The 15,997-nt window shown below is 72.3% G+C and carries 13 protein-coding genes; 1 reads left to right on the forward strand and 12 read right to left on the reverse strand.

Going from position 1 to position 15,997, the window contains the following annotated elements:
• Nucleotides 1-57 precede the first annotated feature (57 nt).
• Nucleotides 58-1,089: a GDP-mannose 4,6-dehydratase gene (locus tag SD460_RS34095; protein ID WP_290059880.1), complete on the reverse strand. Its 1,032-nt coding sequence runs from the start codon at nt 1,087-1,089 to the stop codon at nt 58-60.
• 194 nt (nt 1,090-1,283) lie between these two features.
• Between SD460_RS34095 and SD460_RS34100 the strand changes: the two genes are divergently transcribed.
• Nucleotides 1,284-2,339: a DegT/DnrJ/EryC1/StrS family aminotransferase gene (locus SD460_RS34100; RefSeq protein WP_290059879.1), complete on the forward strand. Its 1,056-nt coding sequence runs from the start codon at nt 1,284-1,286 to the stop codon at nt 2,337-2,339.
• A gap of 259 nt (nt 2,340-2,598) precedes the next feature.
• Here the strand turns inward: SD460_RS34100 and SD460_RS34105 are convergent, their stop codons facing one another.
• From SD460_RS34105 to SD460_RS34155, 11 genes are all read right to left on the reverse strand, one after another.
• Nucleotides 2,599-2,883: an HPr family phosphocarrier protein gene (locus tag SD460_RS34105; RefSeq protein ID WP_290059878.1), complete on the reverse strand. Its 285-nt coding sequence runs from the start codon at nt 2,881-2,883 to the stop codon at nt 2,599-2,601.
• Nucleotides 2,883-4,574, reverse strand: coding sequence for a phosphoenolpyruvate--protein phosphotransferase (gene ptsP / locus SD460_RS34110; RefSeq protein WP_290059877.1), 1,692 nt, complete (start codon nt 4,572-4,574; stop codon nt 2,883-2,885). The genes SD460_RS34105 and ptsP overlap by 1 nt, the downstream gene beginning before the upstream one ends.
• A gap of 33 nt (nt 4,575-4,607) precedes the next feature.
• A complete protein-coding gene (locus SD460_RS34115; protein WP_290059876.1) occupies nt 4,608-5,663 on the reverse strand; it encodes a zinc-dependent dehydrogenase in 1,056 nt (351 codons plus the stop codon).
• Entirely contained in the window at nt 5,660-6,115 is a 456-nt protein-coding gene (locus SD460_RS34120) for a PTS mannitol transporter subunit IIA (protein ID WP_160698390.1), read from the reverse strand. The genes SD460_RS34115 and SD460_RS34120 overlap by 4 nt, the downstream gene beginning before the upstream one ends.
• Complete coding sequence (locus tag SD460_RS34125; RefSeq protein ID WP_125310453.1) at nt 6,105-6,413, reverse strand: PTS lactose transporter subunit IIB; 309 nt, start codon at nt 6,411-6,413, stop codon at nt 6,105-6,107. Before SD460_RS34125 ends, SD460_RS34120 begins: the two co-directional genes overlap by 11 nt.
• Before the next feature lie 34 nt (nt 6,414-6,447).
• The gene (gene mtlA, locus SD460_RS34130) at nt 6,448-7,560 is read right to left on the reverse strand and encodes a mannitol-specific PTS transporter subunit IIC (protein ID WP_290059874.1); all 1,113 of its coding nucleotides are present in this window, start codon (nt 7,558-7,560) and stop codon (nt 6,448-6,450) included.
• Between the two features lie 79 nt (nt 7,561-7,639).
• Nucleotides 7,640-8,575, reverse strand: coding sequence for a 1-phosphofructokinase (gene pfkB / locus SD460_RS34135; RefSeq protein ID WP_247024828.1), 936 nt, complete (start codon nt 8,573-8,575; stop codon nt 7,640-7,642).
• A 272-nt stretch (nt 8,576-8,847) separates the two neighbouring features.
• Nucleotides 8,848-9,117, reverse strand: coding sequence for a hypothetical protein (locus tag SD460_RS34140; RefSeq protein ID WP_290059871.1), 270 nt, complete (start codon nt 9,115-9,117; stop codon nt 8,848-8,850).
• Between the two features lie 16 nt (nt 9,118-9,133).
• Nucleotides 9,134-9,826, reverse strand: a complete 693-nt coding sequence (locus tag SD460_RS34145) for a helix-turn-helix transcriptional regulator (RefSeq protein WP_290059870.1) — start codon at nt 9,824-9,826, stop codon at nt 9,134-9,136.
• Between the two features lie 434 nt (nt 9,827-10,260).
• Nucleotides 10,261-13,071, reverse strand: a complete 2,811-nt coding sequence (locus tag SD460_RS34150) for an AAA family ATPase (RefSeq protein ID WP_318307283.1) — start codon at nt 13,069-13,071, stop codon at nt 10,261-10,263.
• A gap of 6 nt (nt 13,072-13,077) precedes the next feature.
• On the reverse strand, nt 13,078-15,864 hold the full coding sequence (locus tag SD460_RS34155) for an AAA family ATPase (protein WP_318307284.1): 2,787 nt from the start codon (nt 15,862-15,864) through the stop codon (nt 13,078-13,080).
• Nucleotides 15,865-15,997 lie beyond the last annotated feature (133 nt).

Genomic DNA, 15,997 nt, shown 5'->3' on the forward strand with positions numbered 1-15,997 from the left:
GGTGTGGCCGCCCGGGGCGCGAATGTCTTTGGTGTCCCCAGCGGGACCGAGAAAGCGCTACCAGACGGCGGCGGTCAGCGACTCGCCGAGGTCCAGCTCGCGGCTGGTCTGGCTCAGGTCGGACTCGACCATCATCCGCATCAGTTCTTCGAACGTCACGACCGGCTTCCAGCCGAGTTCGGTGCGGGCGCGCGTCGCGTCGGCGCAGAGCACCTCGACCTCGGCCGGGCGCACCAGGCTCGGGTCGATGACGACGTGGTCGCGCCAGTCGAGCCCGACCGAGGCGAACGCGATCTCGGCCGCTTCGCGGACGGTGTGCATCCGGCCGGTGCCGATGACGTAGTCGACGGCTTCGTCCTGCTGCAGCATCAGGTGCATGGCGCGCACGTAGTCGCCGGCGAAGCCCCAGTCGCGGACCGCGTCGAGGTTGCCGAGACGCAGCTCGTCCTGCACGCCGAGCTTGATCCGCGCGACCGCGCAGGAGATCTTGCGGGTGACGAACTCCATCCCGCGCCGCGGCGACTCGTGGTTGAACAGGATGCCCGAGACGCCGTACATCCCGTACGACTCGCGGTAGTTGCGGGTGATGTAGTGGCCGTAGGCCTTGGCGACGCCGTAGGGGCTGCGCGGGTGCAGGATCGTCCGCTCGTTCTGCGGGGTCTCCGCGGCCTTGCCGAACATCTCCGACGAGGAAGCCTGGTAGAAGCGGATCCCGCCGCCGGTGGTGGGCCGGGACTTGTCCAGCCCGCAGACCATCCGGATCGCTTCGAGCACCCGCAGCGCGCCCATGCCGTTGACGTCGGAGGTGAGCTCGGCCTGCTGCCAGGACATCGGGACGAAGGAGATCGCGCCCAGGTTGTAGACCTCGTCCGGCTGCACCAGGTCCACCGCCGCGACCAGGCTCGCCTGGTCCAGCAGGTCGCCGTTGACGAAGTTCAGTTCCGTGGCCAGCCTGCTGATGCGCAGCTTGCGCGGGTTGGCCTGGCCGCGCACCAGCCCCCACACCTGGTACCCCAGGCCCAGCAGGTACTCGGCGAGGTAGGAGCCGTCCTGCCCCGTGATGCCCGTGATCAATGCTCGTTTCGTCATGGTTCTCCCACGTCCACCGGCCGGCTGCGCCCACGGCTTCCCGAGACTGCCGCTGATCGGATCCCATTGGACTCCCCGCCGACTCGGGAAATCATTGGAGAATCACGGCGTTCCGCCGCGATCACTGGTGTTTTCCAGTCGCGGGCGGCCCCATCCTGGCGCTTTCCGGCATCTGCGAAACGAGCGAGGAACCGATGGCCTTTGCCTACCCCGTCTCCCAGCCGTACCTGACCGGCCGGGAGAGCGAGTACGTCACCGAAGCGGTCGGCACGGGCTGGATCTCCGCGCAGGGACCGTTCGTCAGCCGGTTCGAGGCGGCGTTCGCGGACTGGAACGGCGTCGCGCACGGCGTCGCGTGCTCCTCGGGCACGGCGGCGCTGACGCTGGCGCTGCGGGCGCTGGGCATCGGCCCGGGCGACGAGGTGCTGGTGCCCGAGTTCACCTTCGTGGCGTCGGCGTGGGCGGTCACCTACACCGGCGCGACCCCGGTGTTCGTGGACTGCCGCGACGACCTCACGATCGACCCGGTCCTCGCGGAGGCGGCGATCACGCCGCGCACCAAGGCCGTCATGCCGGTCCACGTGCACGGCCGCCGCTGCGACATGGACGCCGTCATGGAGCTGGCGTTCGAGTACAACCTCCGGGTCGTCGAGGACACCGCGGAGGCGCACGGCGTCCGCCCGGTCGGTGACATCGCGTGCTTTTCGCTGTACGCCAACAAGATCGTGACGGCGGGCGAGGGCGGGATCTGCCTGACCGCCGACCCGCGCCTGGCCGCCCAGATGGCGCACCTGCGCGGCTTCGCGACCGGCAAGGCCCACGACTTCGTGCACAAGAACCTGGCCTACAACTTCCGGATGACCAACCTGCAGGCGGCCGTGGCGCTGGCCCAGGTCGAGCGGCTGGACGAGATCCTGGAGCTGCGGTCGCAGATCGAGAAGCGCTACGACGAGCGCCTGGACATCCCCGGGATCACGCGCATGCCGGGCCGGGACGTGCTGTGGATGTACGACCTGCTGGCCGAGGACCGCGACGAGCTGAAGGCCCACCTGGCCGCGGCGGGCATCGAGACGCGGGTGTTCTTCCCGCCGATGAGCCGCCAGCCGATGTACCTCGCCCCGTCGTGGCGCGAGCTGAACGCGGCGAAGTTCGCGGCCGCCGGCCTCTGCCTGCCGACCCACACGGGACTGTCCGAAGCGGACCAGGACGTCATAGCATCCCGCGTCCGCGACTTCTACGGCGTGCGCTGACGCCGCCGCTTTCACGTGAAAGCGACGCCCCCAGGTGGTCGCTTTCACGTGAAAGCTACGCACTGGAAGACGAAGAACCGCCCACCGGAAGCCCGGTGGGCGGTTCGTTTCGTGGGGCTCCGGCGGGCCGCCCGCACAGTGGGGGCAGACGGCCCGCCGGAAGTTCGGGTCCGGCGGGGTACCCGGCCTGGGGGTCGCCGGGCGCCCCGCCGGAGCGGGACCGGGTGAGTCCACGAAGCTCCCCGGCCGCACAGGGGCGTCAGGCGGGTGCCTGCTCCGCCGAATCGAGGTCGCGGGCCAGGAGCTCGACGACCTGCGTCACCGCGTCCTCGGCGCCTTCGCCTTCCGCGGTCACCAGCACCTCTTCGCCACCGCGGACGCCGAGGGCCATCAGCGCGAGGATGCTGGCCGCGTCGACCAGCTGGTTCTCGTCGCGGCCGATCTTCACCGGGACCGGCAGCCGGCCCGCCAGCTCGACGAGCAGCTTCGCCGGTCGTGCGTGCAGCCCGACGGGCGAGCCGATCACCACTTTCCTACTGGACATCAGGATTCCCCATCTCGTGAACGCTGGTCGACCGACCGGGCCGAGAACTCTTCGACGGCCTTCCGCGCCGACGGCACGTCCGGTGCCCTCAGCACTTCCGCGGCCAGGATTTCGCACTGCTCCACCGTGTGGTCCTTCAACGCGGCCCGCACCGCCGGGACCGCGGACACCGACATCGACAGGCTGGTGATGCCCAGCCCCGCGAACACCGGCGCCAGTCCGGGGTCGCTCGCCGCTTCGCCGCAGATGCCGGCGGGCTTTCCCGCTTCCTTCGCCGCCGCGGCGACGTTGGCCACCAGCGCCAGCAGCGCCGGCTGCCACGGGTCCAGCAGCTCCCCCAGCTCGCCGAGCATGCGGTCGGCGGCGTAGGTGTACTGCGAGAGGTCGTTGGTGCCGATGCTGACGAAGTCGACCTCCGCCAGGATGTCCCGCGCGCGGATGGCCGCGGCCGGCACCTCGATCATCACGCCGACCTTGCCGATCCCGTGTTCCCGCGCCAGTTCCCGGAACGCCGCCGCCTCCGCCGGGGTGGCGATCATCGGCGCCATCACCCGCACGTCCGCGTCGTGGTCGCCCGCCGCCAGGCTGATCGCCTCCAGCTGCGCGGTGAGCAGGCCCGGGTTGCGGACGCCGACGCGGTACCCGCGCACCCCGAGTGCCGGGTTCGGCTCGTCTTCGGTGTTGGCGAAGGGGATGTACTTGTCGGCGCCGGCGTCGAGCGTGCGGATCACGACCTGGCGGCCGGAAAACCCGCGCAGCACTTCGCCGTACGCCGCCCGCTGCTCCTCGACCGTCGGGGCTTCCGTGCGGTCCAGGAACAGGAACTCGGTGCGGAACAGCCCGACCCCTTCGGCGTCGGCCGCGGCGTCCGTCGCCGCCCCGCCGGCGCTGCCGACGTTGAGCAGCAGCTTGACCGGGTGGCCGTCGGCGGTGGCGCCGGGCCCACTGTGCGCCGCGAGCTTTTCCTTCAGCGAAGCCGCTTCCGCTTCGATCCGGTGGACGTAGTCGTCGTCCGGGTCGACGGCGACCGTGCCGCGCGTGCCGTCGACGGCGATCCGCTGCCCGTCCGCCAGGCCCGCGGCGCCGGCGCAGCCGACCACCGCGGGGATTCCGAGCGCTCGGGCGACGATCGCCGTGTGGCTGGTCGGGCCGCCCTTCTCGGTGACGATGCCGAGCACCTTCGCCGGGTCGAGCAGGACCGTGTCGGCCGGCGCGATGTCCTGTCCCACCAGGACGAACGCGCCGTCGACCGCCGGGATGCCCGGCTGGGCCAGGCCCAGCGCGGCGGCGATCGCCCGGTCGCGGATGTCGATCAGGTCCGCCGCCCGCTCGCCGAGGTAGCCGCCGATGGCCTCGAGCGCGGCCACGTGCTTGCCGAACGCGTCCCGGATCGCCCAGGCGGCCGGACGGCCGCCGGCCACCGCGTCCGAGATGCCGGTGCGCAGTGACGGGTCCTGCGCCATCATGATCTGGGTGTCCATGATGGACTTCGACTCGCCCGACACCGAAGCCGCGCGCTTCTCCAGATCCGCCACCGCCGCGTCGAGCGCTTCGGTCGCCGCCGCCAGCTCCGCTTCGGGAGCCGCCGGGGTGTCCCAGTGCTCCGGCAGCACCGGGGGCGGCGTCAGCCGCACCACCGGGCCGGCGGCCGCGCCCGGGCTCGCCGGGTTGCCGCGCAGTTCGTCAACCACCGTTGGTCGCCTCCTCAGGTCCGCACGCACCGCTTACGCGGAAACGGTGCCCGGCTCGATCGTCACCTTGATCGCCTCGCCGCTGCTGACGATGTCGATCGCCTTCAGCACGTCCGACAGCGGCAGGTGGTGGGTGATCAGGTCGTCGACCGGGACCTTGCCCGACGAGATCAGCTCGAGGGCCTGGCGGTTGTGGTCCGGGCTGGACCCGTTGGCGCCGTAGATGGTCAGCTCCCGGTAGTGCACCAGGTTCGAGTCGCACGCGATGATCGGGTTGTCCTTCGGCAGGCCGCCGAAGAAGCTGATCCGGCCGCGGCGCGCGGTCATCTTCAGCGCGTCCTCCTGGGCCTTGCCCGCCGCCGCGGCCGTGATGACCACGTCGGCGCCGTCGCCACCGGTGAGCTCGAGGACCTTCTCGACCACGTCGACCTCGCTGCCGCAGATCGCGGCGTCCGGCTTGACGAGGTCGGCCGCGAGGTCGAGGCGGTTGCGGTTGAGCTCGACCAGGTAGACCGCGGCCGCGCCCTTGGCACGGGCCAGCCGCACGTGCAGGCAGCCGATCGGGCCGGCGCCGACGACCACGACGACGTCGCCCTCGCCGACCTGCGCGAAGTTCTGTCCATTCAGGACACAGGCGAGCGGCTCGGCGACCGAGGCCTCGGCGTAGCTGACGCCGTCCGGGATCCGGTTGACGCCGTCGACCTTGAGTACCTGCTTCGGCACGATCATGTACTCGGCGAACCCGCCGTCGAAGTGGTAACCCATCGACAGCTGGTTCGGGCAGACCTGCTGCAGCCCCTTGCGGCACTGCTTGCACTCGCCGCACGGGATGGCCGCGATGACCTGCACGCGGTCGCCGGCCGACCAGCCCGCCGTGTTCGCGCCGGTTTCCACGACCTCGCCGGCGATCTCGTGGCCGATCACGCGCGGCGGGTCGATGTGGTGGTGCCCGTGCCGGAAGATCTTCAGGTCGGTGCCGCACGTCGACGTGTTGTGCACGCGGATCTTGATCTCGTCCGGGCCGGGGTTCGGCTCGTCCGCGTCTTCGACCCGCAGGTCACCGGGCGCGTAGAAACGTGCCACCTTCATCGGGAAAACTCCTCGTCCACTTCGTTCAACAGTCGCAGGATCGTTTCGGCGTCCGGTGCCTCGCGCAGCTGCTTGACCTGTTCGGAATCCATCAGGATCCGGGCCAGCGAGGACAGGATCCCGACCTGCTCCGAACCCTTGGCCGCGATGCCGACGCAGAGCCGGACGTCGTTGCCGTCCCAGTCGACCCCGGCGGGGAACTGGAGGATCGCCAGCGCGGTGCGCTTGACGAACTTGCGGGACTCGTCGGTGCCGTGCGGGATCGCGACGCCCTCGCCGAGGTAGGTCGACACGGACTTCTCGCGCACGTGCATGGCGTCGAGGTACCCCGGCTCCACCGCCCCCAGTTCGAGGAGCTTGTTCCCGACCTGGGTGATCGCGTCCGCCTGGTCGGGGGCGGTGCAGCCGATGAGCACGGACTCCGGTCCGAGGATGGCAGCGTCAGTCGGCAAGGGAACCGCCGTCCCGGATCGCCTGCTCGACGCGGTCGAAGACCGGGTCGCCGAGGAAGCTCTGGAAGCCCAGGATGACCGCGCCGGTGCCGGCCTTGCGGGCCCGGTTGACCAAAGTGGACTGGCAGAGCACGACCTGTGCGTCCGCCGGGATTTCGTTGACCGGCGTGTGCTCGACCTTGACCGAGTACGGCTTCAGCCGCTTGGCCAGCTGGGAGGCGACCATCACGCTGCTGCCCATGCCGGCGTCGCAGGCGATGATGACCTTCTTGACTTCCTTGCCTTCGATGCTGCTCATCCTCGTGGTTCCTTCCTTCGATCGACGGTGATCGTCACGCCACCGAGCCACCGGCGGCGATCGCCGCGGCACGTTCTTCCTTGCGGGCGTCGCGCCCGAACTTCAACAGCACCGCCGCGACGATGAACGACACGGCCGCCGCGATCACGACACCGGCGATCACGCCCAGGTAGCCGCCCTTCGGCGTCACCGCGAGGACCGCGATGATGCTGCCCGGCGACGGCGTGGCGGTCAGGCCGGCGTTGAAGATGCTGAACGTCGCGACACCCGCCGCGCCACCGGCGATCGCGGCCAGGATCAGCCGCGGGGTCGCCAGGATGTACGGGAAGTAGATCTCGTGGATGCCGCCCAGGAACTGGATGACGATCGCGCCGGGCGCGGTGGCCCGCGCGCTGCGGGCGCCGAAGAAGGTCAGCGCCAGCAGGATACCGAGACCGGGGCCGGGGTTCGGCTCGATCAGGAACTCGATCGCCTTGCCGTCCTTCAGCGCGTCCGCCACCCCCAGCGGGCTCAGCACGCCGTGGTTGATCGCGTTGTTGAGGAAGAGGACCTTGGCCGGCTCGACGATGATCGAGACCAGCGGCAGCAGGTGCGCGTCGATCAGGCCCTGCACGCCGTTGCCGAGCGCCTTGGTGATGCCCTGCACGACCGGGCCGATGCCCAGCATGCCCAGCACCGCCATCGTGCCGCCGATGATGCCGGCGCTGAAGTTGTCGACCAGCATCTTGAAGCCCGGCGCGGTCTTGCTGCCGACCTTCTCGTCCCACAGCTTGATCAGGAAGCCGCCCAGCGGGCCCACGATCATCGCGCCGAGGAACATGGGGATCGACGCGCCGACCGCGATGCCGACCGTCGCCACCGCACCGACGACCGCACCGCGCTGGCCGTGGACCATCCGGCCACCGGTGTAGCCGATCAGGACCGGCAGCAGGAAGTTGATCATCGGGTCGACGAGCTCGGCGATGTGCGCGTTGGGCGTCCAGCCGCTCGGGATGAACAGCGCGGTGATCAGACCCCAGGCGATGAACGCGCCGATGTTCGGCATGACCATGCCGGCGAGGTACCCGCCGAACCGCTGGATGCTGACCCGCGCGCGTTCCGCCCTCGACGGAGTGGCTTCCTCTTCGCGCTCCGCAGTGGTAGTCATCGTTGGCTTCCTTTTCTGGGAAAGGGGTTGGGGAGGGATCGCCATCCGGGGATGGCGGTGAGCGGTCCGGGCCGGCGCGCTACTCGCGCACCTTCTCGTCCCACTCCGGACGCGGGTCCACCCGCACTCGACGCGCCCCCACGTCTTCGGGGCCCGGCATCGTGCTCCCGGGCAGCGACACTGCTGCCGCTCCCCAGGCGACGGCTGTGGCCAGCGCCTGCGGGCCACTCCCCCCTGCCGCCAGGAAACCGGCGAGCATCGCGTCGCCGGCCCCCACCGAGCTCCGCGGTTCGGCCGATGCGTTGGCGCACCAGACTCCCGCGTCTTCCACCAGCACGGCGCCCTTGCTGCCGAGACTGGCGAGAACCGTGCCCGCGCCGAGGGCGCGGAGTTCCTGTGCGGCGTCGACGACGTCCCGCACCGTGTCCAGCTGCCTGCCGACCGCTTCCTCGAGCTCGTCGAGGTTCGGCTTGACCAGGGCGGGCCCGGCCTTGACCGACGTCCGGAACGCCGGGCCGCTGGTGTCCACGACGACCTTGGCCCCGGTCGTCGCCAGGCGCGCGATCAGGTCGGCGTAGAAGTCTTCTCCGGCACCGGGCGGCAGGCTTCCCGCCGCCACCACCCATTCCGCGTCGGCCACGTGGGACATCAGCGTGTCGCACAGGGTTTCCAGCTCCGCACCGGAAAGGTGCGGTCCGCTCTCGTTCACCTTGGTGACGGTCGCGTCCGGTTCGACCACGCTGATGTTGCTGCGCACGGGTTCCGCGGTCCGCACGCGGACCACGTCGATGTTGTAGTCGTGCAGCAGGCTGATCAGGTGGTCGCCGTCGGCACCGCCGGCCGGGACGACCGCACGGGCCTTGAGTCCATTGCGCACCAGAGCGCGTGCGACGTTGATGCCCTTGCCTCCCGGCTGGACACGCGCACCCGTAGCCCGGTGCAGCTCGCCCCGGATGAGCCGGTCGACCTCGATCGTCCGGTCGACGCTCGGGTTCGCCGTCAGGGTCACGAACACTTCAGCACACCTCCGCCGGGGTCCTCGTTGGTTTGGTTGATATTGCCTTTGTTCGTCTGCGTTTGCAAGACCCAACTTCACCGGAAGTTCAACCGTTATCTTCGGAAGTCCGTGATCTTTGCGCTGTGGCCAGGAAGAACGTCGACCACGGCGCGTGGCCGCAAACCAACACAAAGCCAGATATCCAACGTGGCCGCCGAACACGACGAGGCGGGCCGGGTGGACCTCCGTTTTCCGGAAGCGCACCCGGCCCGCCACGTCGTTTTCCCTCGTCACGCCGCTTCGCCCACCGTCCCGAGCGCCGCGGCTCCCGCCGGGGTCAGCCGGGCCCGCACCCGCTGGCCCACCCGCCCCGGCCCCGCCGGCGCCACCAGGCCGCGGTGCGCGAGCTCGTGGGCGGTGTACTGGTCGCAGCACCACAGCCCGTCGATGTAGAGGTCGGGCTCGCAGCTGCAAGCGATTTCCGCCCGGCCGGCCGCGACCGCGCGCAGCATCGCCCGTGCCCGGTGGTTCAGTTCGTCCGGGAGCCTCGTCGCACCCATCGCGGCCACGTCCCCATCACCGCACGAAGTCCGGGAGCGCACGCGGAGGCCACGACCCGACCCCGAAGATGCCCATGGAGTAGGCCTTCGAGATCAGCGCCGGCCGGTTCTTCACCTTCATCTTCCGCAGCAGCGTCGTCACGTGGTACTCCACGCCGCCGCGGCTCATGTAGAGGTTGGCCGCGAGCTGGATCGTGGAGACCCCGGACGCCACCCCTTCGAGGATGCGGGCGTCGATCTCGGACAGGATCTTCTTCTTGCTGCAGGCCACCTGGTTGCCGCGCTCGTTCTTGTCCGGCCGGAACACGACGGTCAGGCTGTCGAGCCGGTCGCCGACGCCGTGCACCGTGGAGCCGATGAACTCGCCCGACAGCGTCGTGCCGTTCTCGCGCATCACCAGGATCCGCTCGACGAACCGGCTGCGCTCGCCGCGCGCCAGCAGGCGCAGCTGGTTCTCGACCTTGCTCCGCACGCTGGGGTGCAGCAGGTCGCAGAGACCGGTACCGGTGACCGCGTCCGAGCTGCGCTCGAAGACGCGGAAGAACTCCATGCTGGCCGACACGATCCGCAAGCGGTGGTCGAGGTTCACCATGCACATCTCGGGGGTGATCGCCCGCAGGGCGGGCTTGCGGGTGGCGGTCCGGACAGCCCGGTCCGCGACCACGGCCACCTCGACACCCACAGCCAGATCCGCAACGTCCGCACTCATGAAGGCATTCCTTTCTCCGGCTGGAAGCTGAAGCCCCGGGGGCGAAAAGGCCGACGGCGGGGAGTCACTGTGTGTGCGCCGTGTCTCCGGGGTGATGCAGATCATGTTATGCACGCTTGATTATCACCGGCAACACAATCCGGACACCCGGTCTTAACACTGTGGTGCGGGGGCGGTGGGGGTACGGAGGTACGGACCGCCGTGCGGTGCGGTGCGGTACCGAACCCGGGGGCGGGCGGGCAACCGCGTTGCCCTTTTGGCTCCCGACCTGGGAAATGCGGGGAAAAGGGGGTCCGTACCCCCGCACCCCGCACCGCACCCGCGTACCGAACTTGCGGGACCGGGGGGGGCGAGGCGGACCGCTCGGTGCAGGTCGTGAGTGTTCAGTCGGGTTCTAACCCGACTGAACACTCACGACCTGCGGCGGACGGGAATCAGCTTTCCTGCTCGAGCGCGCCGAAGCGCTCGATGAGCTCGGCCCGGCCGCTGACTTCGAGCTTGCGGTAGGTGCCGGTGAGGTTCTTCTCGACCGCACGCCGGGTGACGCCGAGTGAATCGGCGATCCGCTGGTTCGTCCAGCCCTGGACGACGAGCCGCGCGACCGCGGCCTCGGTCTTGGTGAGGTTCCCCAGGCTGTCGCCGGAAAACCGCAGTACGGGACCGTTCAGCTCGGTTTCGCCGCTGCCGTCCAACCAGGACGCGCCGATCGCCTTCACCAGTTCCCGGCCCTCGGCCAGCAGGTCTTCGGCGTCGGGCAGGCCGGCGTCGAGCAGCCGGGCGCCCAGCACGACCGCGGTGCGGGCGCGCTCGACGACGTTCTCCGACTCGCGCAGGATGCCGGCCGCTTCCTGCAGCAGCGCGATGCCGTCCGCGCCCCCGGTCAGCATCCCTTGCAGGCGCAGGGAACGCCCGACGCTCAGCGCGGTCCCCCAGGCCTGCGCGAACTGGTCCTCTTCCGCCGCGTGCGCCTGGGCCGCGGTCAGGTCGCCGAGCCGCTGGCGCACCAGCGCCGCCCAGATCCGCCACGGGTACTGGGGTGTGTTGACCCAGCCCTCGCGTTCCAGCCGCCGCCCGCAGTCCAGGAACCGGCCCAGCGCGGTCGCCGGGTCGCCGCGGACCAGGTCGATCATCCCGCGGGTCAGCCGCCGCGCGGCGAAGACGCGGTGGTCCGTGCCGTCCATCGGCGTGCCCAGCAGGCGTTCGCCGAGCTCCGGATCCTGGGTCTCCAAGGCGATCTGGGCGAGGGTGGTGACCGACCGCGCGAGCGCGTCCGGCCAGGCTTCGTGGTCGGTGCCCTCCAGGACGCCGAGCGCGATCCGCCGCGCCTTGGCCAGCTCCCCTTGCGCCAGCTTGACTTCCGCGAGTTCGGCGGCGATCAGCGGCGCGGTGTCCGGCCAGTGCTCCTGCGCCGCCTGGGCGGCGGCGGTCAGCGCGGGCTCGAGCACGGCGGCGCGGTCGGCGAGGACCGCGGTCGAGACCAGCAGCGGCAGGGACGTGTAGGCGTGCCGCGGGTCGAGCGGCTCTTCGCTGATCAGTCGCTTGAGGACGGTCTCGACGTCGTCGACCGGGACGCTGCCCGAGAGCACCGCGGTGTGCAGCAGCACCACCGCGAGCTCCCGGCCGGCCGGGGCGTCGAGGCGGCCGGTGTGGTCGAGTTCGGTGAGGCGGGCCAGCGCGGCTTCACCGCCACCGGGCTGCCCGATCCCCGGGTACCACGTGCGGGCTTCGGCCCGCAGCGCCAGCTCCGCCGGTTCTCCCTCGCGCAGCACGGGTTCGACGGCGGCGCGCACGGCCGCGCCGAGGTTCGGCGACGCCGCGGCGAACGCGGGCGGGATCCACAGCGCGGCTTCGGCCTGCTGCGGACCGGGCGGCAGCAGCGAAAGCGCCTGCGACAGGTGCCGGGCCGCGGCGACCAGGTCGAAACCCCGTTCCGCGGCGGCGAGTTCGACGAGCAGCCGGCCGCGCTCTTCGCTGTCGGGCGCGGTGTTCAGCAGGGCCCGGCGCAGGTAGCGCGCCGCGAGCTCGCCGGCCCCGCGCTCCAGCACGCTGCCCGCGGCCGAGCTGAGGATCCGCACTTCCCACGGGTCTTCGGCGATGCCGACCTTCATCAGCGTCTCGGCCACCCGTTCCGCCGGGCGGCCGTGCTCGTAGAGCAGCCGCGCCGCGCGCCGGTAGAGGTCTTCCCGCAGTTCGACCGGGATCGCGGACTCGATGCCGTCGCGCACGCTCGTGGTGACGAACCCGATCCGCCCGTCCTCGCGGTCGACCAGGCGCAGCCGTTCCAGGTGCTGCACCGCCGAGGAGTACTCGACGTCGTCGAGGCCGACGAGGTCGGCGGCCAGCACGGGCTCGGCGAGGTCGCCGAGCACCGCGACCGCGCGGGCCAGCGCGAGCACCGCGGGTGGCTGCGACCCCAGCGACATCAGGACGCGGTGGTCGAGCAGCCGCACGGCTTCGGTTTCCGCGGCCGCGGTCTGCGCGGCGACCGGCCGCAGCCCTTCGGCGACCAGTCCGGTGAGGACGGTCGCGACGTCGGCCGGGTTGCCGCCGGAGACCTCGTGCAGCATGGCGGTGAACGGTTCCTCCGCGCGTTCCCCGAACGCGACCTCGGCCATCGAGGCGACCCCGGACCGCGAAAGCGGTGCGGGCACGACGATCCGCGCGGCCGCCGTCACCAGTTCGTGCACCAGCGGGTACTTCGGCGCCTCGCACTCGTCGGCCAGCGCCAGCGCGAGCAGGATCCGCGATCCGCTCAGCCGCTTGGCGAGGTAGCCCAGCAGGCGCAGCGATCCCTGGTCGGCCCACTGCAGGTCGTCGACGATCACCACGACCAGGTCGTCGTGGGACATCGCGTGCACGACCGTGTGCAGTCCATAGAGGACGGCTTCGGTCGGCAGGTAGTGCTCGTGGCCGTCGGTGATCAGCCGTTCTTCGGTCAGGGCGCGCAGGATCTGCTCGGACGCGCCCTGGAACCACCGGTCCCGCTCGGCTTCACCGGCCGCGACGAGCACCGGGCGGCACAGCTGCTGGGCGATGCCGAAGGCGAAGTCCTCTTCGAGCCGGGTGGCGTCCGCGCGCAGCACCCGGGCGCCCGCGCCGAACGCCGCCGCCATCGTGTCCCGCAGCAGCGCGGACTTCCCGCTGCCGGCCGGACCGCTGATCAGCAGCAGGGAACCGTCACCGCCCGCGGCCGCGTTCAGCGCGGTCGCGATCGCGGCCCGTTCGGCGTCTCGCTCCAGCAGCACCGGTCATCAACTCGCTGCGGAGCCGGGGCTCATCAGCTCGGCGAGCTGCCCCCGGCCGGTCACGGTCAGCTTGCGGTAGATCCGGGTCAGGCGCAGCTCGACCAGCCTGCTGCTCAGCTGCAGCGCCCGCGCGATCTCGGGATTCGTGCGGCCCGCGGCGGCGAGCGCCGCGATCCGGGCCTCCTGTTCGGACAGTGCGCCGGCGGGGTCGCCGGGCGCGGGGCGGGTGGCGGCGTCGGGCCCGCGGCGGGCCAGCCGCCCGGAGACGTCGCGGATCTTCTCGGCGAGTCCCGCCGGCAGCAGCTGCGGCCGCAGGGTCGCGACGCGCCCGATCAGCGCGGTGGCCTCGGCGACGTCGCCGTCGTCGAGCCGCGCGGCGGCGAGTTCGGTGACGGCGGTGAGGAAGTCGACGCGCCGGGCCGTCCCTTCCAGCAGCAGGACCGCGCGTTCGAGGTGCGCCCGGCGTTCGCCGCCGGTGAAGACGTCGGCCAGGCGCAGGCTCGTGGCCCCGCGCGCGCCCGGCACGCCCCAGGTTTCCGCGCGGGCCAGCGCTTCCCGGGCCAGTTCGACGGCGCCGCCGTCCCCGGCGCGGGCCAGCGCCAGCGCCGCGCCGGTCCGCCAGGGCAGGTCGACCGGGTTGCCTTCGCGCCGCCCGGTGGTGCCGCGGCCCGCCGCGCGGAACGCTTCGAGCGCGGCTCGCGCGTCGCCCTTCGCCAGGTGCACGCGGCCGCGTTGCAGCAGCAGATATCCGGCGGCCAGCCCGTCGTCGGCGCCGGGCGGGAGCACCGGGCCCACCGCGCGCTCGGCTTCGTCGAGCCGCATCGCGGCCAGCGCCGCTTCCGCGCGCACGGCTCGAAGCCCGGGCAGCGCCCGCGGGTGCCACGCGCGTTCGGGCAGCCGGGCGGTCGCGGCTTCGAGGTCGGCCTGCGCCTGGCCGAGGTTGCCGCGGCGCAGTTCGCAGCGCGCCCGCAGCAGCACGGCGTTCGCCGCGACCGCGCGGGCGCCGGCGCGGACCGCGTCCTGGTGGACGTCGGTGAGGCCGAGCACAGCTTCGGACAGCTCGTCGGTGCACAGCAGCACCCACGCGGCCCGCAGGCGCAGGGTGTGCGGCAGGTTCGCGCGCGGTTCGAGCGCGAGCCGGGCGAGGTCCCGCGCCCGGCCGGGCTCCCGGCCGCGGCGGGCGAGCTCGACCGCGGTCGTCACCGCGCGCACGGGGTCGGTGTCCCCGGGCACCGGCGGCGGCGCGTCGAAGGCGGCGGCCGGGACGACCGGGCCGGCCGCGCAGTCTTCCTGCGCCAGCCTGCCGAGGGCGGCCAGCGCGGCGGTGCCGGCGTCGAACCCGCTGCGGCGGCGGCAGGTCGCGGCGATCACGCGGTGCGCCGTGCGGGTGTCCCCGCGGGCGAGCAGGTGGTCGGCCGCTTCCAGCAGGACCGCGCCGGAGACCTCCGGGCCGGTGTCGAGCAGCACGCGTTGCAGGCGCTGGTCGCTCAGCTCCGGTTCGTCGGCGACCTCGGCCAGCGCGAGCCCCAGCATCAGCTTCCGGCGTTCGGCCGGGCTGACCGGTTCCCGCAGCGCCCGGCCGAGCAGCCGCGCGGCACCCGCGTCGTCCCCGAGCACCCGGCGCTGTTCGGCGGCCCGGCGCAGCGTCGCGACCGCCCACGACGCACCGATCGGGCGGACGGCGGCGAGCAGTTCGGCGAGCTGGTCGTCCGGCACCGCGGCGCGGTAGGCGAGTTCGGCGCACCGGTTCGCGAGCTCGCCGCGCTCGGCGGCGCTCAGCGTACCGAGCGCGGCGTCGGCGGTCGTGCGGTCGGCGATGCGGGTCGGCGCGCCTTCGCGCACCAGGCCGAACCCGACCAGCTGGCGCAGGGCGTCGCCGACGCGGCCGGCGAGCGGGCCGGCCAGGTTCGTCACGAGGTCGAAGTCGAGCAGCCCGCGGCACACCGCGATGGCGCGCAGCAGGTTCAGCGCGTCGGCGGGCAGCGCGGCGATCGACACGGCCAGCTCGGCGGCGCGGACGTCGGCCAGGTGCGCGGTGACGGCGGGCAGGTGCTCGGCCACCGGCTCGCCCCCGGCGGCGGCGAGCCGTTCGAGCACCGGCGCGACCAGCGCGGGCCGCCCGCCGGTGAGGCGGTGCAGCCCCGCGGTGAAGCGGGGGTCGGGCAGGCTGCCGGGGAAGCGGTCGCCGACCAGCTGCCGCAGGCCGTCCTCGGTGAGCAGCCGGACGTCGGCGGTGTCCCCGCCGGGCACGGCCGGGTGCTCACCGGTGGCGAGCACGGACCGGACGAGCAGCATCGGTGCCTGCTGCAGCCGGTGTTCCATGGCTTCGAGCCAGGCTTTCGAGCCGGGATCGGCCCACTGCGCGTCGTCGACGGCGATCAGCAGCGGCCCCTGGCTCGCGACGCCCACGAAGTCGCCGCACAGGGTCGGGATGGACCGCTCGGCCGAGGCGCGGCCGCACGAGCGCGGCCCGCCGTCGAGCCGGCAGTCGGCGTCGGCGATGTCGGCGAAGAGCCGGTTGATGACGCCGCGGTGCACGGCCGATTCCCCGGGCGAGCAGGAGGCGAAGGCGGTGATGACGCCGGCGACCCTGGCTTCCCGCACGGCGGCGGCGAGCAGCGCGCTGCGCCCGGCCCCGCGCGGGCCGACGACGGTCACCTGACCGGACCGCCCGGCCAGCACCCCGCGAATCCCCCGCCGCAGCACGGCGATCTCGTCCTCCCGTTCGACCAGCCGCGTTTCGGCGGTGCGGCGCGACCGGTCGTCCCGCTCCCCGAGCCAGGGAACGGTCAAAACGGGCGCGGCAACGGGCCCTGCGCTCCGGGCGACGGTGTCCTCGGAGGGCAGGGCAGGCGCGATCGGCCACGCCGATCCGGCTCTGCCTGATCCGGGCACCACCATCACCCTCCGCCCCACAGCGGCTGCT

It is taken from the genome of Amycolatopsis solani, from assembly GCF_033441515.1.
In the GTDB taxonomy this organism is placed as follows: Bacteria; Actinomycetota; Actinomycetes; order Mycobacteriales; family Pseudonocardiaceae; genus Amycolatopsis; species Amycolatopsis solani.

Coding starts and splice junctions, on each gene's coding strand:
- SD460_RS34095 (WP_290059880.1), bottom strand. CDS start 1,089: ATGACGAAACGAGCATTGATCACGGGCATCACGGGGCAGGACGGCTCC.
- SD460_RS34100 (WP_290059879.1), top strand. CDS start 1,284: ATGGCCTTTGCCTACCCCGTCTCCCAGCCGTACCTGACCGGCCGGGAG.
- SD460_RS34105 (WP_290059878.1), bottom strand. CDS start 2,883: ATGTCCAGTAGGAAAGTGGTGATCGGCTCGCCCGTCGGGCTGCACGCA.
- SD460_RS34115 (WP_290059876.1), bottom strand. CDS start 5,663: ATGAAGGTGGCACGTTTCTACGCGCCCGGTGACCTGCGGGTCGAAGAC.
- SD460_RS34125 (WP_125310453.1), bottom strand. CDS start 6,413: ATGAGCAGCATCGAAGGCAAGGAAGTCAAGAAGGTCATCATCGCCTGC.
- mtlA (WP_290059874.1), bottom strand. CDS start 7,560: ATGACTACCACTGCGGAGCGCGAAGAGGAAGCCACTCCGTCGAGGGCG.
- SD460_RS34140 (WP_290059871.1), bottom strand. CDS start 9,117: ATGGGTGCGACGAGGCTCCCGGACGAACTGAACCACCGGGCACGGGCG.
- SD460_RS34145 (WP_290059870.1), bottom strand. CDS start 9,826: ATGAGTGCGGACGTTGCGGATCTGGCTGTGGGTGTCGAGGTGGCCGTG.